Origin of the sequence: Alteromonas sp. MmMcT2-2 (assembly GCF_022348305.1) — a bacterium.
Taxonomy (GTDB): domain Bacteria; phylum Pseudomonadota; class Gammaproteobacteria; order Enterobacterales; family Alteromonadaceae; genus Alteromonas; species Alteromonas macleodii.
On record NZ_JAKRFA010000005.1, the window covers coordinates 1 to 24,395 of the forward strand.

The 24,395-nt window shown below is 52.6% G+C and carries 21 protein-coding genes and 3 pseudogenes; 19 read left to right on the forward strand and 5 right to left on the reverse strand.

Annotated elements, in window-relative coordinates:
• Window positions 1-154: 154 nt before the first annotated feature.
• Complete coding sequence (locus tag MHM99_RS04600) at window positions 155-481, forward strand: SEL1-like repeat protein (RefSeq protein WP_020744997.1); 327 nt, start codon at window positions 155-157, stop codon at window positions 479-481.
• Between the two features lie 53 nt (window positions 482-534).
• Here the strand turns inward: MHM99_RS04600 and MHM99_RS04605 are convergent, their stop codons facing one another.
• The gene (locus MHM99_RS04605; RefSeq protein WP_035234747.1) at window positions 535-957 is read right to left on the reverse strand and encodes a hypothetical protein; all 423 of its coding nucleotides are present in this window, start codon (window positions 955-957) and stop codon (window positions 535-537) included.
• Between the two features lie 429 nt (window positions 958-1,386).
• Between MHM99_RS04605 and traL the strand changes: the two genes are divergently transcribed.
• The 8 genes from traL (at window position 1,387) to cueR (MHM99_RS04645) (ending at window position 8,890) form a co-directional block, all read left to right on the forward strand.
• Window positions 1,387-1,668, forward strand: coding sequence for a type IV conjugative transfer system protein TraL (gene traL, locus MHM99_RS04610; protein ID WP_000433891.1), 282 nt, complete (start codon window positions 1,387-1,389; stop codon window positions 1,666-1,668).
• On the forward strand, window positions 1,665-2,291 hold the full coding sequence (locus tag MHM99_RS04615; protein WP_000667170.1) for a TraE/TraK family type IV conjugative transfer system protein: 627 nt from the start codon (window positions 1,665-1,667) through the stop codon (window positions 2,289-2,291). Before traL ends, MHM99_RS04615 begins: the two co-directional genes overlap by 4 nt.
• Window positions 2,275-3,171 carry a type-F conjugative transfer system secretin TraK gene (locus tag MHM99_RS04620; protein WP_020745000.1) on the forward strand — a complete coding sequence of 299 codons (897 nt, stop codon included), beginning with the start codon at window positions 2,275-2,277 and terminating at the stop codon, window positions 3,169-3,171. Before MHM99_RS04615 ends, MHM99_RS04620 begins: the two co-directional genes overlap by 17 nt.
• Window positions 3,172-3,173: 2 nt before the next feature.
• Entirely contained in the window at window positions 3,174-4,463 is a 1,290-nt protein-coding gene (locus MHM99_RS04625) for a TraB/VirB10 family protein (RefSeq protein WP_020745001.1), read from the forward strand.
• Between the two features lie 74 nt (window positions 4,464-4,537).
• Window positions 4,538-5,110 (forward strand): TraV family lipoprotein, encoded by a 573-nt coding sequence (locus MHM99_RS04630; protein ID WP_015066557.1) that lies wholly within the window; start codon window positions 4,538-4,540, stop codon window positions 5,108-5,110.
• Window positions 5,107-5,496 (forward strand): TraA family conjugative transfer protein, encoded by a 390-nt coding sequence (gene traA / locus MHM99_RS04635; protein WP_011788478.1) that lies wholly within the window; start codon window positions 5,107-5,109, stop codon window positions 5,494-5,496. Before MHM99_RS04630 ends, traA begins: the two co-directional genes overlap by 4 nt.
• 408 nt (window positions 5,497-5,904) lie before the next feature.
• Window positions 5,905-8,400 carry a heavy metal translocating P-type ATPase gene (locus MHM99_RS04640; RefSeq protein ID WP_011788479.1) on the forward strand — a complete coding sequence of 832 codons (2,496 nt, stop codon included), beginning with the start codon at window positions 5,905-5,907 and terminating at the stop codon, window positions 8,398-8,400.
• Between the two features lie 25 nt (window positions 8,401-8,425).
• Complete coding sequence (cueR, locus tag MHM99_RS04645) at window positions 8,426-8,890, forward strand: Cu(I)-responsive transcriptional regulator (protein WP_011788480.1); 465 nt, start codon at window positions 8,426-8,428, stop codon at window positions 8,888-8,890.
• Between the two features lie 86 nt (window positions 8,891-8,976).
• Here cueR (MHM99_RS04645) and MHM99_RS04650 read toward each other — a convergent pair.
• Window positions 8,977-9,492, reverse strand: a pseudogene (locus MHM99_RS04650) (Cd(II)/Pb(II)-responsive transcriptional regulator).
• A 983-nt stretch (window positions 9,493-10,475) separates the two neighbouring features.
• Between MHM99_RS04650 and cueR (MHM99_RS04655) the strand changes: the two are divergent.
• The 3 genes and pseudogenes from cueR (MHM99_RS04655) (at window position 10,476) to MHM99_RS04665 (ending at window position 12,017) form a co-directional block, all read left to right on the forward strand.
• On the forward strand, window positions 10,476-10,901 hold the full coding sequence (gene cueR / locus MHM99_RS04655; RefSeq protein WP_011788488.1) for a Cu(I)-responsive transcriptional regulator: 426 nt from the start codon (window positions 10,476-10,478) through the stop codon (window positions 10,899-10,901).
• Window positions 10,902-11,084: 183 nt separating this feature from the next.
• Window positions 11,085-11,234, forward strand: a pseudogene (locus MHM99_RS04660) (IS4 family transposase); the annotation flags it as partial.
• A gap of 429 nt (window positions 11,235-11,663) precedes the next feature.
• Complete coding sequence (locus tag MHM99_RS04665; protein WP_011788489.1) at window positions 11,664-12,017, forward strand: metalloregulator ArsR/SmtB family transcription factor; 354 nt, start codon at window positions 11,664-11,666, stop codon at window positions 12,015-12,017.
• A gap of 40 nt (window positions 12,018-12,057) precedes the next feature.
• On the opposite strand, the gene MHM99_RS04670 is transcribed toward MHM99_RS04665, so the two are convergent.
• Window positions 12,058-12,426 (reverse strand): hypothetical protein, encoded by a 369-nt coding sequence (locus MHM99_RS04670; RefSeq protein ID WP_223420022.1) that lies wholly within the window; start codon window positions 12,424-12,426, stop codon window positions 12,058-12,060.
• Complete coding sequence (locus MHM99_RS04675; RefSeq protein WP_015066563.1) at window positions 12,338-13,036, reverse strand: FAD-dependent oxidoreductase; 699 nt, start codon at window positions 13,034-13,036, stop codon at window positions 12,338-12,340. The genes MHM99_RS04670 and MHM99_RS04675 overlap by 89 nt, the downstream gene beginning before the upstream one ends.
• 345 nt (window positions 13,037-13,381) lie before the next feature.
• Here MHM99_RS04675 and MHM99_RS04680 point away from each other — a divergent pair, with 345 nt between their 5' ends.
• Both MHM99_RS04680 and MHM99_RS04685 read left to right on the forward strand, forming a co-directional pair.
• Entirely contained in the window at window positions 13,382-14,410 is a 1,029-nt protein-coding gene (locus MHM99_RS04680; RefSeq protein WP_011788490.1) for a cation diffusion facilitator family transporter, read from the forward strand.
• Between the two features lie 44 nt (window positions 14,411-14,454).
• Window positions 14,455-14,823, forward strand: a pseudogene (locus MHM99_RS04685) (metalloregulator ArsR/SmtB family transcription factor).
• On the opposite strand, the gene MHM99_RS04690 reads toward MHM99_RS04685, so the two are convergent.
• Complete coding sequence (locus MHM99_RS04690) at window positions 14,805-14,993, reverse strand: hypothetical protein (protein WP_148290650.1); 189 nt, start codon at window positions 14,991-14,993, stop codon at window positions 14,805-14,807. The pseudogene MHM99_RS04685 and the gene MHM99_RS04690 overlap by 19 nt on opposite strands.
• Window positions 14,994-15,329: 336 nt before the next feature.
• Here MHM99_RS04690 and MHM99_RS04695 point away from each other — a divergent pair, with 336 nt between their 5' ends.
• The 5 genes from MHM99_RS04695 (at window position 15,330) to MHM99_RS04710 (ending at window position 24,330) form a co-directional block, all read left to right on the forward strand.
• Window positions 15,330-17,984 (forward strand): heavy metal translocating P-type ATPase, encoded by a 2,655-nt coding sequence (locus MHM99_RS04695; protein WP_011788492.1) that lies wholly within the window; start codon window positions 15,330-15,332, stop codon window positions 17,982-17,984.
• 362 nt (window positions 17,985-18,346) lie between these two features.
• Window positions 18,347-18,601 (forward strand): hypothetical protein, encoded by a 255-nt coding sequence (locus MHM99_RS21165; protein ID WP_269464978.1) that lies wholly within the window; start codon window positions 18,347-18,349, stop codon window positions 18,599-18,601.
• A 2-nt stretch (window positions 18,602-18,603) separates the two neighbouring features.
• The gene (locus tag MHM99_RS04700; protein ID WP_343213270.1) at window positions 18,604-19,647 is read left to right on the forward strand and encodes an efflux RND transporter periplasmic adaptor subunit; all 1,044 of its coding nucleotides are present in this window, start codon (window positions 18,604-18,606) and stop codon (window positions 19,645-19,647) included.
• Window positions 19,644-22,835: an efflux RND transporter permease subunit gene (locus MHM99_RS04705; RefSeq protein ID WP_011788494.1), complete on the forward strand. Its 3,192-nt coding sequence runs from the start codon at window positions 19,644-19,646 to the stop codon at window positions 22,833-22,835. The genes MHM99_RS04700 and MHM99_RS04705 overlap by 4 nt, the downstream gene beginning before the upstream one ends.
• A 1-nt stretch (window position 22,836) precedes the next feature.
• Window positions 22,837-24,330 (forward strand): efflux transporter outer membrane subunit, encoded by a 1,494-nt coding sequence (locus MHM99_RS04710; RefSeq protein WP_011788495.1) that lies wholly within the window; start codon window positions 22,837-22,839, stop codon window positions 24,328-24,330.
• Window positions 24,331-24,395 lie beyond the last annotated feature (65 nt).

Here is a 24,395-nt window from a genome sequence, read left to right on the forward strand (position 1 = left end):
TATTAACCCCCACTACACCCAACGCTGCGATAAGCGCAGTGATACATGTGCCTATATTTGCGCCCAATGTGAACGGATAGATATCCTTAGCTTTTAAAAATAAGCGAAGCAAAAAGCCACGTAAAGCGGCTTAATTAGAGTATGGGAAACACCTATGTTAAGAAAGCTATTTTTGTCCTCTTTTGCGTTCACTCTATCTTTTTCTGTATGGGCGAACGACGCGTTCTTTGAAGGCGCATCAGCGCTCGACAAGGGCGATATACAATCTGCAATCACGCTTTTTAAGCAGGCTGCTAGTGAAGGGCATGATATTGCGCCTTATACGCTCGGTGTGTTGTATGAAAAAGGTGAGGGCGTTAAACAAGATTTTTATCAGGCAAAAATCTGGTATTCAAAAGCTGTCGATAAAGGACACAGAGGTGCCAGGGCGAGATTGCCGATCATAGAATCAAAAATCGCTGCCCTTGAAGAAGGCAATTAGTGTCCATGCGCATTCCTGTTCAGCAAGGAATGCGTTTTGATATCTTTAGGTCTTCATTTTTTATGGAATCGAATGACTTTTCTGTCTAACTCCTCCTTCATTCTTTCTGCTTGCAGTGCGTTGTAGTAACGGTTAAGCAGGTTATCATTCACCATTTTCAATGTTCTGCTATAACATGACACCTCTACTTCCTTAGGGTTGTTCGGGTCAAACTCTTTAACTTGGTTCGAGCCTTCCATGCTGTCTACCATGATGTCGTTTATGTATTTATGGATCTCGTCTATGAAAGACGCGATATCAACACCTGCACTCTTTAATTCCTGATTTACTTTGCTAATAGCCAACGACAACACAGCGAATTCTAAATGGTACGCCCCCGTACTCATAAATATGTCAAATTTAGAATTATGTTTTATTTGACGCTTTGTATCTAATTCTCTCATATAGATTTGAAGTAATGCTTCTTCTGCGTTCATGTATGCATCTATCCTTTCTGTTAAACGATGATTGCATTTTGCATGCTTTCTGAAGCCTGCCGCGTCATTAAGAGCCCTTTTTTCTGCCGTTAATTCATTTTGCTGTGTTCTCAGTGAAAAACATTTGCCTTAAAAATAAAGGGTATACGGATTTAATGGTTGATGGGGCACCTTCACCCCATCAACCATTAAATCCGTATACCCAAATAAATTTGATATGCATGTCGTCCCGTCCGGGTTTGCTAAAGTGGGCAGCTGGTCTCGACACGACCAATATCCTCATCATATCAACCGCATCAAAAAGATCAATTGTTAGTATTGTCTGAGTAGAACCCTCAAAACCTTCAAAAATTCGGCATCTAGCTGACCACCGAACCTGCCAATCCCAAGGCATTCTTCACTTCTCAATTCAAACAACGAGGAGTGACTATGGAACCTGTGAGTATTCCATCCTATATCGATGACCCGCCGCACTTCCTGCTTTGGAGTGCCGATGAGATGGCTCCCATTCTGTTGGGGCTAGTGATCGGCATTTTTACCGGTAATGCCTTGGTTTTATGCCTGTTGGGGTTGGTGACAACCAAGCTCTATCGGCGTTTTCGTGATGGTCGCCCAGATGGTTTTATTCTTCACGCCATCTACTGGGCCGGACTGTTGCCAACCAAAGCCAAGACGATCCCTAACCCATTTATCAGGAGCTATCTGCCGTGAAGTTCGACGTGTTTTTAAAATCATGGCAAGGCACGCAATTAGAGAACCGATGGCAACGGTTTCTGATTGCAGTGCTGGTGCTATCTAACTTGCTGCTTGCGGTTGCGGCATTTTCTCGCAATACCGTAGTGGCCATTCAACCACCAACCTTGTCTGAAACGGCTGAAGTGTCACGAAACCAAGCCACTCAACCTTACCTGGAGTCCTGGGGGCTCTACCTGGCTGAGCTTATGGGCAACGTGACGCCGGGTAATGTGTCCTTTATCCGGGTTGCTATAGAACCACTGCTTTCTCCAGCGGTGTACCAGCAAGTGGTCGATGCACTGGAGATTCAGGCAAGACAAATCCGGGAAGACCGAGTCACGCTCAAATTCCAACCCAGACAAGTGGAGTATGAGTATGAAACCGGCCATGTCTTTGTGACCGGTTATTCCTTGGTCTCTGGACCATCTGGAGATGAACAGCGCCAAACTCGCACCTATGAGTTTGACATCGATATTGAGCAATACCGTCCAAAGCTCAGTTGGATGGATACGTATGAGGGGCAAGCTAGAACGAAGCGAGTTCGTGAAAAGTTGACCCAAGAGCAAAACCGGAGGGTGAATGATGCGAACCAAAATTAATCGATGGATAACACCAAACTTAATCGCAATGAGCTTGAGTGGCGTCCTGTTATCTCAAGCGTCGTATGCAGACGTGGAATTGCCGATTGTGCCAGCTAGTGTGATGAAGCAGCCCGCTACAGCAAATTCGCCGGTTCAAACCAATACGGTTTCAACGGATGTGCCAACAACGTTACTGATGACACCGGGGGTTAATGAACTGATCCCTGTAGCACTTGGTCATCTGAATCGGATTGTGACGCCGTTTGAATCGCCTCAGGTGAGAACAACCAGTGATGCTCAGACGCAAATCAAGGGGAATGTTGTATATGTAGCCACGGACAAAGAATCACCGGTTTCACTTTACATCACTCCGCCTGGTCAGGAAGCTCCCGCATTATCTGTCACCTTAGTACCTCGTCGTATTCCACCGCGTGAAATCACCTTAGCTATTGATGGTCAGCAGTGGCCTATTAAGGGCGTCGTGAACCGAAAAGCCGCCACTTGGGAAACGGCTCAGCCATACGTCGATAGCTTACGTGATTTACTCAGACGCCTTGCACTAAATGAGTTACCACAAGGCTATGACATCCGTTTAGCTGGCCAAACTGACACAAGCCCGAAATGTTTTCAGCCTGGCTTAAAGTTTGGTTTTAAACAGGGGCAAATTGTGACGGGACATTACTTCACCGTCTATGTAGGACTGGTTGAAAGCTTTGCCGATGGGCCGATAGAAGCCAGTGAAATAGCCTGTCATGCACCAGATATAGTGGCAAGCGCCTACTGGCCTCGCAATATCTTGTTGCCGGGTGAAAAGACTGAGTTGTATGTGGTTGTTCGCAATCATCGTGAAGAAGCGGTGGAAAGTCAGCGACCTTCGCTTCTTGTGGGAGGTGAATAACGATGAAAGCACAATGGGAACAAATGAGCCCGAACATGAAGCGGGGCCTATCGGTTGCTGGTATTGCTGGTGGTCTCATCCTTATGGTGATGGTGTTTTCACCTAATCCTGACGATGACTCAAGTAGTCGGAACCGACAGGAAACGATCCGGCACATTCTTACGGATACCAATACTCGTGATGTTGGGGTCGATAGTTTGGCTGCGAACGTAAAACTACTCAGTGAGCGCAATGAACAGTTACGTCGTGAAGTTGAGCGCTTGCGTCGTGACGTCGATTCAGGACGGCTAAGCCCAGGTTCGCCTTCTATACCAAGTGAAGTCAATGCGGAGCTGGCCCGCCTTAGAGCGGAACTTGATGATGTTCGCGCTGGAGGTGATGCAGCAGTTGAAGGCACAAATAGCCGCTTTGAAGTACCTTTATCTGCCATGGAATTGCCTGAAGAAGAAAAGCCACTGCCGTCTAACCCAGACGACTATTTTGCCAATGCGCCACTTCCTGATCCGCTCTATCAGCAGCCAGCCAATGGCCAAGGTACACGAGCTCGGGATGTTCCATTGCCGCCAATCACGATTCGTATGATTGAGCCTGAAGTGGTTGCTGAACCAGAGGTTGTTGTGCAAGAAGCGCCGCCTTTGTATTTACCGGCGGGCAGCATCATCTCAGGTACTTTGATCACAGGTTTGGATGCACCTACTCACGAGTCCGCAAGACGCGAACCTTTTCCTGCATTGCTGAGGATTCAAAAGGAAGCCATTTTACCCAACCGATTTAGAGCGGATATCAAAGAGTGTTTCTTGATCGCCGCAGGTTACGGTGATTTGAGCTCTGAGCGTGCTTATTTGCGAGGCGAGACCATTTCATGTGTGAGAGAAGACGGTGGCGTCATTGAAACACGACTGGATTCTTATGCTGTAGGTGAAGACGGCAAAGCCGGCATTCGTGGCCGATTGGTGTCGAAACAAGGCCAGCTGGTGGCCAAGTCGATGATGGCCGGATTCCTTCAGGGCTTGGCTGGCGCATTTGATGTAAATCCTGTTCCGACGATTCAGACGGGTAATGCCGGTGATACTCAGCTGTACCAGCAAGTCATGAGCCAAGAAGCATTACAAGGCGCTGCGATTAAAGGCACAGGTAAAGCATTGGATAGAGTGGCCAAGTTCTATTTGGACATGGCTGAAAATATGTTCCCAGTCATAGAGGTAGACGCTGCAAGGAAAATTGAAGTCATAGTCACTCGTGGTGCCTCGTTGTCGTTGGCCACTTCTCAAGGGGGTGGTGCAAGAAGATGAAAAAATCCTGCATGTTGCTAACCGATCGAAGTCCGTTTCAGACAATAAGATGTGTATCCAGAGGAGAGTTAACCATGACGACATCAATGCAGAACAACCCAAAGCACCAGTCAAAACAGTGGTCTAAAGCTGGATTACTTTTATTGGCAGTCGGCTCAACCTTATTGTCTGGCTGTAGTTCATTGGGTCTTGGGAGTAGTGAATATGGATGCCCAGGTATGCCTGACGGTGTGCGCTGTTTATCTGCTCGTGAAGTCTATGAGCTTACCAGTTATGGCGCTGCACCCAAGACGATTGATGCTGTGGCGACTCGAATTGGTTCTCCCTCTGGGTATTCACAATCTGATTTAGAGACAGGACTGCTGAGCCATCCAGCATTACCCGAGACGCAGCAATCTGCACCTATTCGCATTCCTTCAAGGGTAATGCGGATTTGGATTGCGCCTTGGGAGGATGACCGTGGAGATCTGAATTTATCCAGCTACGTGTTTACCGAAATTGAACCGCGCCGGTGGGATATTGGGGTGTCAGCACCTCGAACGGTTTCGCCAGTGCTACGTCCACTTCAGACTCAAAGCGATTCAGCCTCAGCGGGAGCTGATGGTAAGCGCGATAACTTGAGTATCTACGGAGAAACTAACGAATGACAAATGCAGTTCGCAGCATTCAGACTCAGCGCCTAATGACCATTGGTGCGCTTGGTTTAATGGCGTTAATGATTTCGGAGCCCTCATTTGCAGGCACCGGTGGTGATGCTTTCACCGATGTGTGGGATACCCTAAAAGATTGGACCCAAGGTACTTTGGGACGGATCGTAGCGGGAGCCATGGTTCTGGTGGGTATTGTGGGCGGTATCGCTCGCCAAAGCTTGATGGCCTTTGCCTTGGGCATTGGTGGCGGTATGGGTCTCTACAACACACCAACAGTCGTTGAAAGTGTCATGTCTGCAACTTTACCTGTTGTTGCTAGCACTCAAGAAGTCATTGGCACAACAATTCCAGCAATCAGCGCCGTTTTACTGGGCACCTTATAACAATAAAAAACGCCCAAGCGGCCAGATTTCTGACGGCTTGGGCGTCATCCCACCCCGTCCCCGATTACCATGACGGCGTTTCAGTTAATAGGTTTCCCATTCACTTAGCTTGATTACAAGCTGCGGCCATGAATACCGAAAAGAATGCTAGCGCCGCCACTGCAAAAGGCAGTTAGCGGGGCTTTTCTTGAGGGAGCACATTCAAACAGGCTACTAGCCTGATATTTTGAGATTTAGGCGCTCGTTTCTTTTGAGTTAGAGTTACACACTACCAAACAGCTGGATGAATATCAGGAATGATGGCGCTTCATTTGTTGTGTTCATGAGGTTAAAAATAATACGCTTGACCTTCCCATCATGGTAAGCCCTAGACTGTTTAATATCTGAACCAACAATGAGAAATACATCATGAGCATTCATAAAAACCAGCTCTCCAGCAATGCTGAAGCCCGGGTTAGCTTACCTATTGAGGGTATGACCTGTGCAAGTTGTGTAGGACGAGTTGAAGCAGCTTTAAACAAAGTTGAAGGCGTCGTAAACGCAAGTGTCAATCTTGCGACTGAGCTGGCGGATATTCATCTTAAAGCTCCTGTTGATCGACTGAAGTTAATCGAAGCAATTGAAAAGGTAGGATATGAAGTTCCTGTAACATCCGTTGAACTTTCAGTGCAAGGTATGACATGTGCTTCGTGTGTTGGCCGTGTTGAAAAGGCACTCTTAGCGGTTGATGGTGTAAAGGCGGCAACGGTTAACCTTGCAACTGAGAGGGCAACTATTCGCGGAGTGGCTGGCATAGACGATCTCATATCTGCTATTCAAAAAGTTGGCTATGAAGCCCGTGTCATCGATACCCAAAATCAGGTCAGTAATGAGTCTGAAGTAAGAAAGGACGCAGAGAAGGCTTTATTAAAGAAAGATTTAGTTATTGCAACAGCACTGGCTCTGCCGGTATTTGTTCTCGAAATGGGATCTCACATGATTCCAAGAATGCAACACTGGGTGATGAATACCATTGGGATCCAGGAAAGCTGGTACGTCCAGTTTGTATTGACATTGTTAGTCTTAGTGGTTCCAGGTCGTCGATTCTACATGAAAGGCATTCCTGCTCTTACGCGGCTTGCTCCTGACATGAATTCACTGGTCTCTGTCGGGACTATTGCTGCTTTTGGTTATTCTGTGGTTGCTACGTTTGTACCATACCTTTTGCCTGAGGGTACCGTTAATGTGTACTACGAAGCTGCTGCAGTGATTGTCGCTCTCATTCTTTTGGGACGATTTATGGAGGCGAGAGCTAAGGGGAGAACGTCTGAGGCTATCAAACGCTTAGTAGGCTTGCAGGCTAAGGAGGCGCACGTGCTCCGTAATGGCGTAATGAATGATATTCCTGTCAAAGACGTTGTGCTTGGAGACATTATCGAAGTTCGCCCGGGAGAAAGGATTCCGGTCGATGGAGAGGTAAGTGAAGGTACCAGTTTTATAGATGAATCGATGATAACTGGTGAGCCTATACCAGTGGAAAAAATCGTTGGCAGTGGAGTTGTCGGAGGGACTGTGAACCAGAAAGGAGCACTGAGGTTGCGTGCTACTGCGGTTGGTGGTCAGACAATGCTGTCACAAATCATACGGATGGTAGAACAGGCCCAGGGGTCAAAGTTACCTATACAAGCTGTTGTGGACAGAGTGACATTGTGGTTTGTTCCAGCTGTGATGTTGGCAGCACTTTTTACATTCCTGATTTGGTTAGTATTTGGTCCATCACCAGCCCTGTCTTTCGCATTGGTTAATGCTGTGGCAGTGCTAATCATTGCATGTCCATGTGCAATGGGACTCGCGACACCGACATCTATCATGGTTGGTACAGGTCGTGGTGCAGAAATGGGAATTTTATTCCGCAAGGGAGAAGCCCTACAGTTACTCAAAGATGCCAAAGTTGTTGCTGTAGACAAAACCGGAACTCTGACTGAAGGTCGTCCAGTCATGACAGATCTGGAACTAGCTCAGGGTTTTGAACGTAATGAGGTATTAGCAAAAGTTGCCGCAGTTGAATCACGTTCTGAGCACCCTATTGCTCGCGCTATTGTTGAGTCGGCAGAAGGAGACGGCATTTTACTGCCAGAGCTTACTGAGTTTGATTCAATCACTGGTATGGGAGTACGAGCGACTGTTGAAGGGAGCCTTGTAGAAGTAGGCGCTGATCGATTTATGCGTGAGTTAGCATTGGAGGTAACGTATTTTTCCCGGATTTCTGAACGCCTCGGGAATGAGGGGAAATCACCTCTCTATGTTGCTATAGATGGTCGGTTGGCTGCAATTATTGCTGTAGCTGACCCTATTAAATCAAGTACTCCAGTAGCTATAAAGGCATTACATCAGCTTGGTCTCAAGGTCGCCATGATTACCGGTGACAATGCGAATACAGCTCAGGCTATTGCTAAACAATTAGATATTGATGAAGTGGTTGCGGAAGTGTTACCTGAAGGCAAAGTTGAAGCGGTGCGTCGACTGCAAGAAAATTACGGTAAAGTTGCTTTTGTCGGCGATGGGATAAACGATGCCCCGGCACTTGCAGTTGCAGATATTGGACTTGCAATTGGTACAGGAACAGATATAGCCGTGGAGTCAGCTGATGTTGTCTTAATGTCAGGAAACTTGCAGGGAGTTCCTAATGCTATTGGATTGTCTAAGGCAACAATCGGTAACATCAGACAAAATCTCTTTTGGGCATTTGCTTACAATGCAGCATTGATTCCAGTGGCTGCAGGACTGCTATACCCAGCTTATGGAATACTGCTCTCTCCAATTTTTGCAGCAGGGGCGATGGCGCTATCAAGCGTGTTCGTTCTGGGAAACTCATTGCGTCTGCGTCGGTTCCAGCCTCCTTTGGTTGAGGACGCTGAGCATTAACGCTGAGCATTAACAAGGTGGGCTTATGAATATCGGAGAAGCATCGCGTAAATCAGGAATATCCACCAAGATGATTCGTTATTACGAGCAAATTGGATTAATCCCTGCCTCCGAGCGTACGGAGTCAGGTTATCGTAAGTATGCTCTCAATGATGTTCATAGATTGGTTTTTATTCGTAGTGCCCGAGATCTCGGGTTCTCTCTGGAAGATATAGAAGGCTTGCTTACGTTATGGAATGACAAATCTCGCCAGAGCATTGATGTTAAACGCCTGGCTCAGGAGAACATTGCTGACTTAGAACGACGTATGGAAAGTATACGTCAAATGACTGAGAAACTACGAGTTTTAATCCGGAGTTGTGCTGGGGATGAGCGGTCAGAATGTCCTATTCTTAGGACATTAACCAATGCTTCGGGCAAAGCCCGCACCGTAAACCGAGGAGGAGCGGTACAGCGCCGCTCTGGAGATAAGCTGAGCGGCAAAATGTAGTACTTTAAATTGGCCCATAATGGTGTAAGACTACGCAGTTTTAACACCATCACATTTTTTTCATTTTAAACAAGCGCGTGGCATCACTAATGCCCCCCTAAATGGTTGGTTGGTGCGGTTAAGGAAAGATCGCTATCACTTTCATCAGCTGTCAATTTTTGGACTATGCAACATTTATCTATGCTGCGGTCAGCGCTACAAAAAGCATTCAGCTCCTTACGTTGCTCTTCTAACGCTACTAATTCTTTGATTCGATGCTGAATGTGAATTAGGTGGGCGTTGATGATTGCATCTATCGGGCCACATTCTTTACCCTGATTATTGATTGCTAACAGCAAAGCGCGAATTTCCTCATGGGTCATATCGAGAGAACGGCAGCGGCGGATGAATAGTAGTTTTTCAAGACGGGTTTTGTCGTAGTGACGATAATTATTTCCTATGTCTCGTAAAGGTGCCTGCAGTGGACCTTCTTTCTAGTAGTAACGAATCGTTTCTACCGGACAGCCTGCTTTACGCGCCAACTCACCAATTTTCATATATCCCTCGTTTGAACTTGACTCTGTAGTTAGATTAGGGTCTTCAGTAGTCAGTATAGTAAACATATTGGGCAAGTGGTCCCGCAAAAAAGTAAAACTCTAGTAGGAAGGAAGCTGCTAGTTGTATTTAAAAATTAAGCTTGGTTGTGGGAGGCAAGATTCAGAAATCAGGCGAATTGAACAAGGCGAATGGTCATTTGTATGTTCATAATGATTGCAACCATTCGCATGTTGAAAAAGACCTAAATCATGATAAGCCTACTTACAAAGGTTGTGGCCATGACCATGACCAGAAATCGCATGATCAAGATGATCATGGCCTTAGTGGAGACTGTTGCGCGGCTGCGCCTACAAAGATTAAATAATCTGGGGGGGGCGAACTGAAATCCGCATTATGCAAATGGATTGTCCTGTAGAGGAAAAACTGATTAAAAAGAAATAAGGGGATGTATATGGCAGTTATGGGCCTTAATTCTAGACAGTGGCCAGAAGCTGCGATGATTATGGTGCTCTTTACTATTGCTGAACTCATTGAAGCAAAATCACTCGATAGAGCTCGAAATGCAATCGGATCTCTAATGAATTTGACTCTCAAAACTGCAATGGTCCAACTATCAGTATGAACGATGACACCTTGAGGCTGCCCTCGCCAGAACAGCGCCATGGTCAGCACATCGCATATGATGATGATTTGGTTAAAGCAATGGTTCAATGGGTAGATAATTTTTTGAACACTAGATGATCAGTGGAGTCAGATGAATTAAGTCGGCATTTATTTTTGAACTTTAAGAATTATTTATTATTAAACCATGTGGGAAATCTAAACGATCAAGATTTTAATATCATACAAAAAATCTATCGACTTCTCTTGACCTTCCGGTTAGGGGAAGGTTTAACCTGAAGTTAGGTGGGGGCTGGTGAGATTTTTGGGAACAGGTTAATGGTTACTTGGTTCAATGGATTAGGAAATTTCCTTCAATAAATGTTACCCGAAACTATGTTACTTAAAGCTAACTACAGTATTAGTAAAAATCATTTGGGAGGTGAAGATGAACATTGGTGATGCAGCCCGCTTATCGGGAGTTTCGGCGAAAATGATTCGTTACTATGAGGAGGTTGGGCTAATACCATCAGTCTCCAGAACAGAGGCTGGTTATCGGATCTACAAAGATGCCGATGTTTATAAGTTACATTTTATACGTCGATGTCGAGATCTCGGTTTTTCTCTGTCACAGGCAGGAGAGTTACTTTCTCTTTGGGGAAATCATTCGCGTCAGAGTGCAGATGTTAAAAGTATAGTTGAATCTCATATTAATGATTTAACCTTAAAAATTGAAGAATTTCAACGTATGGCATCAATTCTTACCACACTCTCTGCTTGCTGCGCGGGAAATGAAAAACCCGACTGCCCAATACTGAAGGCTCTCTACCTCGCGGATACTTCCCATCTGCAGGACATAGAAAGCTGCCCTTAAACTTTCGACTCCCTTCAATGTTATTAGGTGATCGCCATGGGTGGGAATACGCAGTTTAGCTCGAAAGCTAGACCTTTGTCGTCAGGATGAGGTCGCATGCGGCCTGATTTTTAATTTATTAAAATTCATATGATTAAAGTCAACTTTATTTAATCAGTGCTAACAAGTAAGTTTGTGAGTGATTGGAAGCTGCTGTGGTCAAAAGTCGAAAAGAAAAAAGTACCGAAGCGAACTCCAAGTGTTTATTGGGTTTGTATAAGTCTCGGAAAATTAGTGGGTTGGTTTGATTCAAAAAGGACGGGACGAGTCGGCAGGGAGCGGTTATGGGAAGGATAGTTTTACCACAAACCATCCTTGAAGGTTACCTGTTAGCCAAGTCTCTTGATCAATGAGATGTGATCAAGAGACAGGCACCTTGGTCAGGGCGCACTCGATTCGGACGATGCAGCTCGTGCAGGTCATGCCCTCGATGGGCAGGCTGATCGCTGCTACGGTGGCACGACCAGCACTTGTTAATGGCATGCTCAAGGTGTCTTCTCAAAATTGAAATTAGACATACAGGGTACTTGAGGGTTACTATGTTGTAAGGTTAAGCCCTATTTTGAGCGCTGCTGGTTTGGACGATTTCGCTGCGCATAGACGCGGCGCGCCTTGGCTCGCAGGCTGTCTCCTGATCTTTGTCGGCGAGTGCGATCAAATTATCGCAGCCTCGTTAATTCTGAACGGCATGAGTAGCTGTTCGAGAGTTGGAATTTTTGAGAAATGACTTTACGCAAACAAGTTAACGCGCCCCGCGGTGCAAGCGACGATCTGGCTTCTTTGTCACAGAATGACGTTACGATCCTGGCCGAGACCTTCCGCCTACTGGGCGACCCGTCTCGGTTGAGAATAATGCTGTGCTGCATGAAGGGTTCCTCCTCGGTTGGGGACATCGCGGAATCCCTCGAGCTTTCGCAGTCGCTGGTCAGTCACCACCTGCGGCTGCTGCGTGGAGCCCGCCTTGTGAAGGGGGTGCGCCAGGCCAAGCAAATTTTCTATGAGGTGGACGACAAGCATGTGAACCAAGTGCTGCTGGACATGTCCACTCACATCGTCGAAGAGCACAACGACGATTAGCCGCGGGCGAAGCGCTCGTTGCGATGCGGATTGCGATCTATTACAAGCTGGGGCCGTATGACCGCCCGCGGCTACACTCAATGAGATGAATGCGGGTCCAATTCTGATCAATCAGAAGTTCAGCGCGCTTATCGACCGCAAGTGAGGCCTTATTGAATGCCATCGCGATGACCGCCTCAGCCACAAGTTCGCTGATCTGCGGGCCGACTACATGTACGCCGAGGATTTCGTCTGTCGTAGGATTTGCGATCACCTTGACGAGACCCGCTGTCTCGCTCAATGCACGCGCGCGACCGTTAGCCATGAACGGAAATGTACAGCTACGATATGCTGCGCCCGCGTATTTGAGCTGCTGCTCGGTGCGACCTACCCAGGCGATTTCCGGGCTGGTGTAGATGACGTTGGGGATCGTGTTGAAATCGACATGACCGCGATGGCCTGCAATGCGCTCGACCACAGCGACACCTTCTGCGCTCGACCACAGCGACACCTTCTTCCTCTGCCATGTGCGCTAGCATCAGGCCGCGCACCACATCGGCGATGGCCCAGATACTGGGCACGCTGGTGCGCCATTCGCCGTTCACCACGACGGCTCCGCGCCCATCCAGTTCAAGGCCGACGGCGGCCCGAGTCATAAACGCCAGACCGTTTAAGAACTGCACCTTGTTTTTTCGGAACAGATAGAGTTTGCCTTCGTTGCTCGACTTCACGACCTGATTCTTGCGCTCCAGCATCACAGCCACGTCCATGCGTAGCTCGCCCGTGGACATGATGCCGAGCGCGCCGAAGTGGTGCTTGGCTTGGTCTAAGTTTTTGGACGACTGCAGCAGCGCCTTTGACGGGATGCACCCGATGTTGTTGCATGTACCGTCTTGGGTAGGCTTGCCTTCCTTGGTTTTCCAGGCATCGACGCAGGCGACATTCATGCCTAACTGCTCGGCGCGAATCGCTGCGATGTCGCCACCAGGCCCGGCGCCAATGACGATGACGATGACGATGACGTCGAAGTTCGTGTCCATGATTGAAATCTCCTAGATGTTTTCAGGCGCTTTCCTGCGTGGTGCTCGCGCTGCGGTTTTGGCCAGCCAGCGCCCCGTCCGATCTGGCTCACGACCATCCGAACCTTCCGGCGGGTCATCCTCTATCTGCGTCAGCACTTGGATCTGGGCCAACATCATCACGACCTGATTGTGGACGACCTGCACAGGGTGTGGCCAAGAGGATAGGCGTACTAAATAGCCGCATCGCCGCCACTCATCTTTCGCAGTCCTTAGTATGGTTTGCTAAAAATACATTGCATAAACATATGTTCATGTATTATATTTTACGTACAGTCAACCACCTAATTTCTGCGCGAGGCCCTGATGTCCCAATCGCACGATGAACATGGTCACGACCATGACCACACTCCAAAAGTGACCGGCGCTAACGAACGCAAGGTCTTGCTGTCCTTCTTCCTGATCTTCGGCTTCATGATCGTGGAGGCTGTCGGCGGCGTGCTGTCGGGCTCGCTGGCCCTTCTGGCCGATGCGGGCCACATGCTGACCGATGCAGCAGCGCTGGCTCTGGCATACGCGGCATTCCGGTTCGGGCGCCGACCAGCTGACAGCAAGCGCACCTTTGGCTACCTTCGGTTCGAGGTCATCGCCGGCTTCCTGAACGCTGTGACGCTCTTTGTGATCGTGGCATGGATCGCCTATGAAGCATGGGAGCGACTGCAAGCTCCGCCCGCCATCCTTGCCGGCCCGATGATGATCGTCGCCGTGCTTGGATTGTTGGTAAACGTTCTGGTGTTGTGGATCATGACCCGCGGAGAGACCGATCACGTCAACGTGAAGGGGGCCATCCTGCACGTGATGGGCGACCTGCTGGGCTCGGTCGGTGCCATCGTCGCTGCAGTGGTCATCTATCTCATTGGTTGGACGCCAATTGACCCCATCCTGTCGGTGCTGGTGGCAGCCCTGATCCTGCGCAGCGCCTGGAAGCTCCTGGCGAAATCGATCCACATTTTGCTCGAAGGTGCGCCCGAGGACGCTTCTCCGGAGCAGGTGGAACAAGGCCTGATGGGCGCGGTGCCTGGCTTGGCGGCCGTCAGTCATGTGCATGTATGGCAGCTTACCTCTGGTCGCACGATGGCCACGCTGCACGTTCGCCCTAGTGTGGCTGAGGAAGCGCGCACCGTGGTCAAGTGCGTAGAGGTGGTGCTTCGAGAGCAATTTGGCATCGAGCACGTGACGGTCGGGATCGAATGGAACTCTCCTGGTGAAAAGAACCTTTGCAGCTTGCAGCCGACAGGTGGGCCGCAAGGGCACACCCCACATGAGCATGACACTAGCCACAGCCATGAAAAGGGTCATAAGCACGACCATTCCGTCCCGGGTCATCAACACTGATGCTGCAGCCAGCGTAGTGCTGGCAGCTCAGGGACAAGAAATCCATGACTTCTCGAAAACACGCCAATGGCGACAATGCTCAGAATTGCGCCACCAATGCTCAGCGTTCGGCCCCAGAGCTCTTGGCGCTCTCTCATAGTGACGTCGCTGTTCTCGCTGAGACTTTTCTCCTGTTAGGAGATCAATCGCGCCTGAAGATCCTGCTACAGTGCATGCGCGGATCAGTCGCGGTGGGCGACATCGCAGAAACGCTCGATCTATCCCAATTCTTGGTCAGTCATCATCTGCGGCTCCTGCGTGGAGCTCGACTTGTGCGTGGATAACGTCAGGCGAAACATATCTTCTACGGCATCGCGGATGAGCACATCAGTCAAGTGTTTCAGGACATGGTCTGTCACTTCTCTGAGGAATGATTGCGAATTGCGTCGAACGCAAAGATGCCTACTTTTTGCTGGGCATTTTCGCGATTGCGCAAGAGAGGTGCCAGCCCGTCAGCAACTGTAATGCGCCATCCCAGTCCTGAGTAAGCGCGACTTCGCCCATGCGTGATGTTTGGGTGACGGTTGTATGAATCTGACCGCACTCAATCCCCTGGGCCTCATCAGCCGACGCCAGCTTTCACTCCCCCCCATCGTGAGCGTAGAAATTAACCATGCTAACTTCATGAATTAAATAATTGAACATATCTTCATATGTGTGCTAAAATTCAATCTGCATTTTGAAAATGTGTCGAAACTGTAAGCACGTGCGCCGCACGCCGCACGCCACAACCACAGACGATCGTAAACAGAAGGACAACAGCCTTCTTTTTTAATGATTAACACATGGATGTATGTTCATGTGTTTGTTATATTTAAGCAGTATGTGCGGCGTGCGGCGAACCTAACTTGCAAAGTGTTCAGAGAACTTGGAGGTAGATATGACAAGGGAAATAACGGAGTACCAGGACAAGGCTAGGGAGCAGCTGAGCTTCCGTGTGGAGGGCATGGATTGCGCGAGCTGCGTCGGCAAAATCGAGAAGGCCCTTTCCCGAATGGATGGGCTGACGGACGTGCAAGTCAATTTTTCTAGTGAAACGCTGACGTTGACTCGCAATCTGAAAAGCCGCTTCACTGCTCGCGATGTAGCTAAGAAAATCAAAACTTTGGGGTTCGGTGTGGAAGAACTGCCAGTGTCGTCGCTCTCGATTGCGGCCGTATCGCGCCAATCGGTCCATGCACATGACCACAGCGAAGATCACAAGGATGGTCACGCTTGCGGCGGTGATCATGGGCACGGCCACACGCAAAAGACAAACGGCGGGCATGAACACGGCTCCTGCAGTGGACATGATCACACCTCACACGCTCGCCGCGAGCCCCCTGGTAACCCACCCAACGTTTCGATGCACGTGGAAGGCATGGACTGCGCGAGCTGCGTTGGCAAGATTGAAACGGCTCTTGCTCGCATGGCGGGCGTATCAGATGCCCGCATCAACTTCACGGCAGAAACGCTTGAGCTGACGCTCGCGTCTGGAAGTCCTACACATATTGGCGACATCGAGAAGACCATCAAAAGCCTGGGTTTCGGCGTCTCCGACGTGCGCCGCCTTGATGGATCCTCGCCTGCCGCGCCTGCCCGCGTGCCCTCAGCTATCACTCAACGCTGGTGGCAGACGAAGAAGGGTAAGCATGTGCAGGGCCTAGCAGCTCTCATGGGCTCGGCCTATGCAGTTGCTCAATTTATCCCCGGCTATGCCGAATGGATCTTCGCCGCTGCCGTGATCGCTGGCGTACTCCCGTTCGCGCGCAAAGCCTTCGCGCTGGCCATATCTGGCTCCCCGTTCTCCATCGAAACACTGATGGTTGTCGCCTCGCTGGGCGCGCTCGTGATTGGCGAGGCCGAGGAGGCCGCTGCTGTGGTGTTCCTGTTCGCGGTCGGCGAGCTGCTTGAAAGTGTGGCCGCTGGCCGCGCCCGCGCCGGCATTAAAGCGCTGGCTTCTCTGGTGCCTAAAACTGCTGTCTTGCTCGACGCCAATGGTGGGCAGCGCGAAGTGCCCGCTGCCTCCCTGAGCGTGAACGACCGGGTTTTGGTGCGCCCGGGTGATCGAGTGCCCGCTGACGGCAAGATCTTCCGCGGCGAAAGCAGTCTCGATGAATCTCCGATCACAGGGGAGTCCGTGCCGCGTCAAAAGGCCGGTGGCGATGACGTATTTGCCGGCTCGATCAACGTCGACGGTGTGCTTGAAGTTCTGGTTGAGAAGGCTGCATCGGACAACACCATCTCGCGCATCATCCAGCTCGTCGAGCAAGCTCAATCCTCCAAGGCGCCGACGGCACGCTTCATCGAAAAGTTCAGCCGTTACTACACCCCGGCCGTGATGGCCATCGCGGCGCTGATCGTCGTGGTTCCCCCGCTTACCATGGGTGGTGATTGGGGCACTTGGCTGTACCGTGGTCTTGCTTTGCTGCTAATCGCGTGCCCGTGCGCCTTGGTTTTGTCAACGCCGGCGGCCATTGCCTCGGGACTGGCTGTTGCTACTCGCCGAGGTTTGCTGATTAAAGGTGGCAACGCCTTGGAAACCATTGGTCGCGTTCGCACAGTCGCCTTCGATAAGACTGGCACGCTGACAGAGGGCAAGCCGCGCATCACTGAAGTCGTGCCTTTCGGGCAATCCAAGCAGCAACAGGTACTGGCGCTCGCCGCCGCCGTCGAGTCTGGATCGAATCACCCGTTGGCGAAGGCAATCGTTGCCCACGCCAAGAGCCTCGATGTGGAGGTTCCACAAGCCACCGAAGCATTCGCTATCCCGGGCAAGGCAGTTCGCGCTACCGTGAACGGCAGCAAGCTAGCCGTGGGATCGCCCGTCCATGCAGGGCAGATGGCCACGCTGACCCTCGCGCACCAGCAGGAAATCGCCAAGCTGGAAGATGGTGGCAAGACGGTGGTGGTTCTGTTCGACGAAGCAAGCAAGAATGTCATGGGCCTGTTGGCCTTGCGTGACGAACCTCGCCGTGACGCCCGCGAAGGCGTGGCCCAGCTCAAGGCGATGGGTGTGCGCTCGGTCATGCTCACCGGTGACAATCGGAGAACTGCGCAGGCCATCGCCGGCAAGCTGGATATCGAGTGGGAGAGTGAGTTGCTTCCGCAAGACAAGTTGCGCCTGGTCAACGACTTGAAGCGCGACGCGAAGGTGGCGATGGTCGGCGACGGCATCAACGACGCGCCGGCCTTGGCGACCGCCGATGTAGGGATCGCCATGGGCGGCGGCACCGACGTGGCCCTAGAGACCGCAGACGCTGCTCTGCTCAAGAGCCGCGTCACGGACGTTGCGCACCTGGTGGCGCTGTCCCGCGCGACGATGGCCAACATCCACCAGAACGTAGTGTTCGCCATTGGCCTCAAGGGCCTGTTCCTAGTCACCAGTGTGCTGGGTATCACTGGCCTTTGGGTTGCTGTGCTGGCCGACACCGGTGCCACCGCTTTGGTCACGCTCAATGCGCTGCGCCTACTCCGCTTTAAGGGTGCCCAAGAGCCAGCCGATGGCCAGAACGGAGGTCATCAAAGCTCTGTGTCCGTACAGGATGCCCATTGAGGTATTGCAGAGGGCTTGAACTGCCGTTGTTGCGGCGCCAAGCCCTTCCATATCTTCATCTGTAAATCGATCTCCGAAAACATCGATGTTAGGCGATAAACGAATGCCTTTAGAACAACGAGTTTAAATAGATGGGATGATCGGACGTGGATAATGGGCTCAGATGCGTCCCTTTCGGCCGTAACTGCATCTCATGCGTTCACCGGGAGGCCGGAAGGTTCCAGAGCTTGTAGTCCAGTCCCATGCTCGTCATGGTCATCGAAAAAGGCTTGACCTTGACGTGGTTGTAAGGGCTAGCCTTTAGAAACATATGCGAACCGCTTCGGATGGACCGAAGCCCCGTAATAAAAAAGGTAACTTCCATGCATAAAAAAATCAGGATCATTTTGGTAGCTAGCGTCATCGCGGCCGTCGGGGGGATAGCGGTGGCTGCCCGAGATGGCAAGGATGAAAGTAAACCAGCAGCACCACCAGCTGGCGCACCGATGGCACCGCAGGTGCCTGTGGCTGAGGCCATCACGCGCACAATCACGCCGTCAACTGAGTTCACCGGCTTTTTGGCCGCACCGAAGGTGGTCGAGTTGCGCTCGCGTGTGGGGGGGCCGTCGACGCGGTGAGCGTGCCCGAGGGAAGTCTGGTACGCAAGGGGCAATTGTTGTTCCAGATTGACCCACGGCCTTTCCAAGTCGCGCTCGACACCGCCACGGCGCAGTTGCGGCAGGCTGAGGTGCTGTCCAGTCAGGCTCAGGCCGACTTTGATCGTGCCGAGCGGCTTGTTGCCACTGGCGCCCTGTCTCGGAAGACCTATGACGATGCAGTCTCCGCACGCAATGCGCGTCAGGCGCAGGTACAGGCGGCAAAGGCCACAGTCGCAGCGGCGCAGCTCGACCTGTCCTACGCGCGGGTATCGGCACCAATTGCCGGGCGCGTGGACCGAGTGCTGGTGACCGAGGGCAACCTGGTCAGCGGCGGCGGTGCAGGAGCAGCCACGCTACTTACCACGATCGTGTCCATCGATCCTGTGCACGTCTATTTCGACATCGATGAGGCAACCTACGTCAATGTGGTGAGCCGCTCGAGACCTGGTTCAGGGACTCATGCTTCGTTGCCCGTTCAAGTAGGCTTGAGCACTGACAGAAACTTTCCGTACAAGGGCGTGCTCGACTTCGTCGGCAATGCGATTGATAGAAGTACCGGCACGATCCGCGCTCGCGCGGTCGTCCCCAACCCTGATGGACGGCTGACGCCTGGGCTGTTTGCGAGGGCCAAGCTCTCCACCGCAAGCTCTCGGCAGGCCGTCCTCATCGACGACCAAGCGGTTGGCACCGATCAAGGCCGAAACTATGTTCTGGTCGTGGGTGAAAACAACCAAGCTCAGTATCGTCCGATTGAGCTGGGTCCCGTAGTCGACGGTCTGCGCGTTATAAACGGTGGCCTGCAGGGTGGCGAAAAAATCATAATCAAAGGCCTCGTACGACCTGGTATGACTGTCACGCCGCGCATGGTGCCCATGCAGGGGCCGGCAGCACCGGCCGCCGGCGCTCCCGACGCGACTAAGACTGCGGCTAGTGCCCCGGCAGTCCCTGCGGAGTCTGCCAAGGCCGCTGGGGCCGATCAGGTCAAGGCTGACAGCGCAGCTGGCTCAGCGGAGGCTCGCAAATGAATTTCCCCCGTTTCTTCATCAACCGCCCTATCTTCGCAATCGTCCTTTCGGTGCTGATGCTGATCGCGGGCGCGATCAGCTACTTCCAGTTGCCACTGAGCGAGTACCCTCAGGTTACCCCCCCAACGGTACAGGTCACGGCGAGCTATCCCGGCGCCAATCCGCAAGTGATTGCCGACACCGTGGCATCGCCGCTAGAGCAAGCCATCAACGGCGTGGAAGGCATGATGTACATGCAGTCCCAGATGTCCACGGACGGAAAGATGGTGCTCACCATCTCTTTCGAGCAACACATCAACGCCGATATCGCGCAAATCCAGGTGCAGAACCGGGTGTCGCGTGCGCTACCCCGGTTGCCACCCGAGGTCCAACGCATCGGCGTTGTGACTGAGAAGACCGCGCCCGACATCCTGATGGTTGTGAACATGCTATCGCCAGGGGATCGTTACGACCCGCTGTATGTGTCCAACTACGCGATGCTCAACGTCCGTGACGAACTGGCACGCCTGCCGGGCATCGCCAACGTGTTGCTTGGTGGTGAGGGTGAGTACGCGATGCGGGTCTGGCTCGACCCCGAAAAGGTTGCGTCTCGTGGCATGACCGCTAGCGATGTGGTCGCCGCCATTCGGGAGCAGAACGTGCAGGTTGCGGCCGGCTCTATCGGTCAGCAGCCTAACGCCTCGTCTGCCTTTCAGGTCACCGTCAACGCACTCGGGCGTCTCACCACCGAAGAGCAATTCGGCGATATCGTCATCAAGGCTGGCACCCACGGCCAGGTTACACGCTTGCGCGACGTGGCACGTGTGGAGTTAGGTGCGGAGAACTACACCATGCGCGCCCAACTTGATGGCGGCAACACGGTTGGCATTCAGATCCTGATGACGCCTGGCTCCAATGCACTAGATGTGTCTAGCGCGGTACGCGCGACGATGGATCGTCTACAAGCAAGCTTTCCAGAGGGCATCGAGTACAAGATCGCCTACGATCCTACGGTCTTCGTGCGGGCCTCGCTTCAGTCTGTAGCGGTCACGCTGCTAGAGGCGATTCTGCTGGTGGTGATCGTGGTGGTGCTGTTCCTGCAATCCTGGAGAGCGTCGATCATCCCGCTGATCGCCGTGCCGGTCTCGCTGGTCGGCACCTTCGCCGTAATGCACATGTTCGGCTTCTCGTTGAACACACTGTCATTGTTCGGCCTCGTACTCTCAATCGGCATTGTTGTGGACGACGCCATCGTCGTGGTAGAAAACGTGGAGCGCCACATGGCACTTGGCGAGTCGCCCAAGGACGCAGCGCTCAAAGCCATGGACGAGGTTACTGGCCCGATCCTGGCCATCACCTCGGTGCTGGCGGCGGTCTTCATTCCCTCGGCGTTCCTGTCTGGGCTGCAAGGCGAGTTCTATCGCCAGTTCGCGCTGACCATCGCGTTCTCGACCATCCTATCGGCGATCAATTCGCTCACACTGTCGCCCGCGCTGGCCGCCATCCTGCTCAAGCCGCATCATGGCGCGGCCCAGCCCGATCGAGTCACGCGCCTCATCGACGGCCTGTTTGGTGGCTTCTTCCGCCGCTTCAACCGCTTCTTTGACAGCGCCTCGAATGCTTATGTCGGAGGCGTGCGCCGCGCAGTTCGCGGAAGTGCTGTGGTGCTGCTGCTCTATGTCGGTTTCCTGGGGTTGACGTGGCTGGGCTTTCATAAGGTACCTGCCGGCTTTGTGCCCGCACAGGACAAGTATTACCTCGTGGGCATCGCCCAGCTTCCGACTGGTGCCTCGCTGGACCGCACCGACGCGGTTGTCAAGGAAATGAGCAAGATCGCGCTTGCCGAGCCTGGCGTCGAAAGCGTGATGGCATTCCCCGGCTTCTCCTTCAACGGCCCAGTGAATCAGCCCAACACCGCGCTGGTGTTCGCCATGCTCAAGCCCTTCAACGAACGAAAGGACCCGTCGTTGTCGGCGTTCGCCATTCAAGGCAGGCTCATGGGCAAATTCAGTCAAATACCGGACGGCTTCGTCGGGATTTTTCCTCCGCCACCGGTGCCTGGCCTGGGTTCAATGGGCGGCTTCAAGTTGCAGATCGAAGACCGTGCGGGCCTGGGGCCAGACGCACTTGCACAGGCCCAAGGTCAGATCATGGGCAAAGCCATGCAAGCGCCTGAGCTGGCCAACATGTTGGCCAGCTTCCAGGCCAATGCTCCACAGTTGCAGGTGGACATCGACCGCGTAAAGGCCAAGTCGCAAGGTGTGTCGCTGACCGAAGTTTTTGACACGCTGCAGATCAATCTGGGCTCGCTTTATGTCAATGACTTCAATCGATTTGGCCGAACTTACCGAGTGATGACGCAGGCCGATGCGAAGTTCCGTATGCAGGCTGAAGACATTGGCATGCTGAAGGTGCGGAACGCTTCGGGGGACATGATCCCGTTGAGCGCGATCGCGACGATCTCACGTAGCTCCGGTCCCGATCGAGTGATGCACTACAACGGGTTCCCATCAGCTGACATCAGCGGCGGACCAGCACCGGGCTATTCGTCTGGCCAGGCTACTGCCGCGATCGAGAAGATCGTGAGCGAATCGCTGCCGGACGGCATGACCTACGAATGGACTGACTTGACGTTCCAAGAAAAGCGGGTTGGCAACACCTCCATCTACATTTTTGCGTTGGCAGTGCTGTTGGCATTCTTGTTCCTGGCAGCTCAGTACAACAGTTGGTCGCTTCCATTCGCTGTTCTGTTGATCGCGCCCATGGCGTTGCTTTCGGCGATCGCCGGTGTTTGGCTTACGGGCGGCGACAACAATATCTTCACGCAAATTGGCTTCGTGGTGCTCGTAGGCCTGGCAGCCAAGAATGCAATTCTGATCGTGGAGTTTGCCCGTGCCAAGGAGAGTGAAGGTGTCGATCCGTTGGCGGCCGTGCTTGAAGCGGCGCGGCTGCGGCTGCGCCCGATTCTGATGACGTCACTGGCTTTTATCGCTGGCGTGATACCGCTGGTGCTCGCGAGTGGAGCGGGTGCCGAGATGCGTCACGCAATGGGTATCGCTGTGTTCGCCGGCATGTTGGGCGTGACGGCATTCGGTCTGGTGCTCACGCCGGTGTTCTACGTCGTAGTGCGCAAGCTGGCGTTGCGTCGTGAAGCCAGTCAAGCCCGCGTCGGTATGAGCGACAAGCATAACGGCCAGGAGGAATTTTGAGATGAAGAAACCTTTCGCACTCACACAACCTGCCAAGAGCTTGGCACCGGTAGCTTTCGCGATAGCGTTAGCCGGTTGTTCCATGGCACCCAAGTACGATCGGCCGCCAGCGCCGATTGATATAGTATATCCTTCGGGCGCGGCCTATGCAGAACCGGCGAAAGCGACGCCAGAGGCCCCAGTCACGGACGCGGCCGATATCGGCTGGCGAGATTTCTTCCGCGACCCGCTGTTGCAACAATTGATCGGTATCGCGCTGGAGAGCAACCGCGACATGCGCAAAGCTGCGCTCAACGTTGAGGCGGCGCAGGCACTGTACCGCATTCAGCGCGCTGAGGTGCTCCCGAACTTGGGGGTATCCGGCAGAGGGGCCGCAGAACGACTGCCAGCCGATCTCAGCAACACCGGCGCTGCCGACGTCGTGCGTCGTTACGAGGTTGCTGGGGTGACCGCTGCCTGGGAACTGGACGTCTGGGGCCGTATCCGCAGCCTCAGCAACCAAGCGCTGGCTTCCTACTTGGCTATGGACGAGACTCGCATAGCGACGCAGATGAGTTTGATCTCTGAGGTTGCTAACGCCTATCTCACGTTGCGGGCTGACCAGGAGTTACTGCAGTTAACAGGCGAGACGCTCGGCACGCAAAAGCGTTCGCATGAACTTACTGCCCAACTGTTCGAGGCTGGCAATGCCACGCAACTTGACGTGCGCCGCTCGGAAATTGTACTGCGTACAGCCGAGGCCAACTTCGCGGACTACACACGTCAAACGGCCAAAGACCGAAACGCGCTAGTGCTACTGCTCGGCCAGCCGCTGACGCTTGAGCTGTCGCAGCAACTTGACAAAGCCATAGTGCTGCCGGATGGCATCGTGCCGACCGAACTGCCCAGTGGCCTACCTTCTGAGTTGCTCGTGCGCCGACCGGATGTGCGCGCGGCCGAGCAGGTACTTCTGGGTGCCAACGCCAGTATCGGAGCAGCGCGAGCCGCTTTCTTCCCCACCATCAGCTTGACGGGTTCGGCGGGGACGGCAAGCGCATCGCTTGATGGGCTCTTCGAATCGGGTTCGCGCGCCTGGAGCTTCTTGCCGCAGATTACGGTGCCTATTTTCCGGGGTGGCGCGTTGCGCGCCAATCTGGATGTGGCGCACGTAAAAAAGCGCATCGAGATCGCCAACTACGAGAAGTCCATTCAAGTTGCTTTTAGTGAAGTGGCTGATGGCCTTGCCGGCAAGCGAACACTTGATGAGCAGATTCGTTCAGAGCAATTCCTGGTTGCTGCTAGTCAGGGCATGTATGACCTGGCCGAGCAACGTTTCAGGGAAGGTGTGGACGATAACCTCACCTTGCTTGACGCGCAGCGTACGCTGTACAGCGCGCAGCAGACGTTGGTGCGTACGCGTCTGGCTCGGTTGAGCAACCTTATCGCGCTCTACAAGGCTCTGGGAGGCGGGTGGACAGAGAGCACACCAAGTGGTGTGGCGCAAGCGAGTCGATAGTTAGTTTTTCCCTACTGGCACTGGTATTGGATATTCGTACCAAGAAATGACGCATGGTGGCAGTC

What these genes read in the sequence shown, in the direction of transcription:
- MHM99_RS21165 (WP_269464978.1), top strand. Translation starts at nt 18,347, where the DNA reads ATGCATAAAAAAATCAGGATCATTTTGGTAGCTAGCGTCATCGCGGCC.
- MHM99_RS04695 (WP_011788492.1), top strand. Translation starts at nt 15,330, where the DNA reads ATGACAAGGGAAATAACGGAGTACCAGGACAAGGCTAGGGAGCAGCTG.
- MHM99_RS04630 (WP_015066557.1), top strand. Translation starts at nt 4,538, where the DNA reads ATGACGACATCAATGCAGAACAACCCAAAGCACCAGTCAAAACAGTGG.
- MHM99_RS04675 (WP_015066563.1), bottom strand. Translation starts at nt 13,036, where the DNA reads ATGGACACGAACTTCGACGTCATCGTCATCGTCATCGTCATTGGCGCC.
- MHM99_RS04600 (WP_020744997.1), top strand. Translation starts at nt 155, where the DNA reads ATGTTAAGAAAGCTATTTTTGTCCTCTTTTGCGTTCACTCTATCTTTT.
- MHM99_RS04605 (WP_035234747.1), bottom strand. Translation starts at nt 957, where the DNA reads ATGAACGCAGAAGAAGCATTACTTCAAATCTATATGAGAGAATTAGAT.
- cueR (WP_011788488.1), top strand. Translation starts at nt 10,476, where the DNA reads ATGAACATTGGTGATGCAGCCCGCTTATCGGGAGTTTCGGCGAAAATG.
- MHM99_RS04710 (WP_011788495.1), top strand. Translation starts at nt 22,837, where the DNA reads ATGAAGAAACCTTTCGCACTCACACAACCTGCCAAGAGCTTGGCACCG.
- MHM99_RS04625 (WP_020745001.1), top strand. Translation starts at nt 3,174, where the DNA reads ATGAAAGCACAATGGGAACAAATGAGCCCGAACATGAAGCGGGGCCTA.
- MHM99_RS04665 (WP_011788489.1), top strand. Translation starts at nt 11,664, where the DNA reads ATGACTTTACGCAAACAAGTTAACGCGCCCCGCGGTGCAAGCGACGAT.
- MHM99_RS04705 (WP_011788494.1), top strand. Translation starts at nt 19,644, where the DNA reads ATGAATTTCCCCCGTTTCTTCATCAACCGCCCTATCTTCGCAATCGTC.
- traL (WP_000433891.1), top strand. Translation starts at nt 1,387, where the DNA reads ATGGAACCTGTGAGTATTCCATCCTATATCGATGACCCGCCGCACTTC.
- MHM99_RS04620 (WP_020745000.1), top strand. Translation starts at nt 2,275, where the DNA reads ATGCGAACCAAAATTAATCGATGGATAACACCAAACTTAATCGCAATG.
- MHM99_RS04640 (WP_011788479.1), top strand. Translation starts at nt 5,905, where the DNA reads ATGAGCATTCATAAAAACCAGCTCTCCAGCAATGCTGAAGCCCGGGTT.
- MHM99_RS04680 (WP_011788490.1), top strand. Translation starts at nt 13,382, where the DNA reads ATGTCCCAATCGCACGATGAACATGGTCACGACCATGACCACACTCCA.
- cueR (WP_011788480.1), top strand. Translation starts at nt 8,426, where the DNA reads ATGAATATCGGAGAAGCATCGCGTAAATCAGGAATATCCACCAAGATG.
- traA (WP_011788478.1), top strand. Translation starts at nt 5,107, where the DNA reads ATGACAAATGCAGTTCGCAGCATTCAGACTCAGCGCCTAATGACCATT.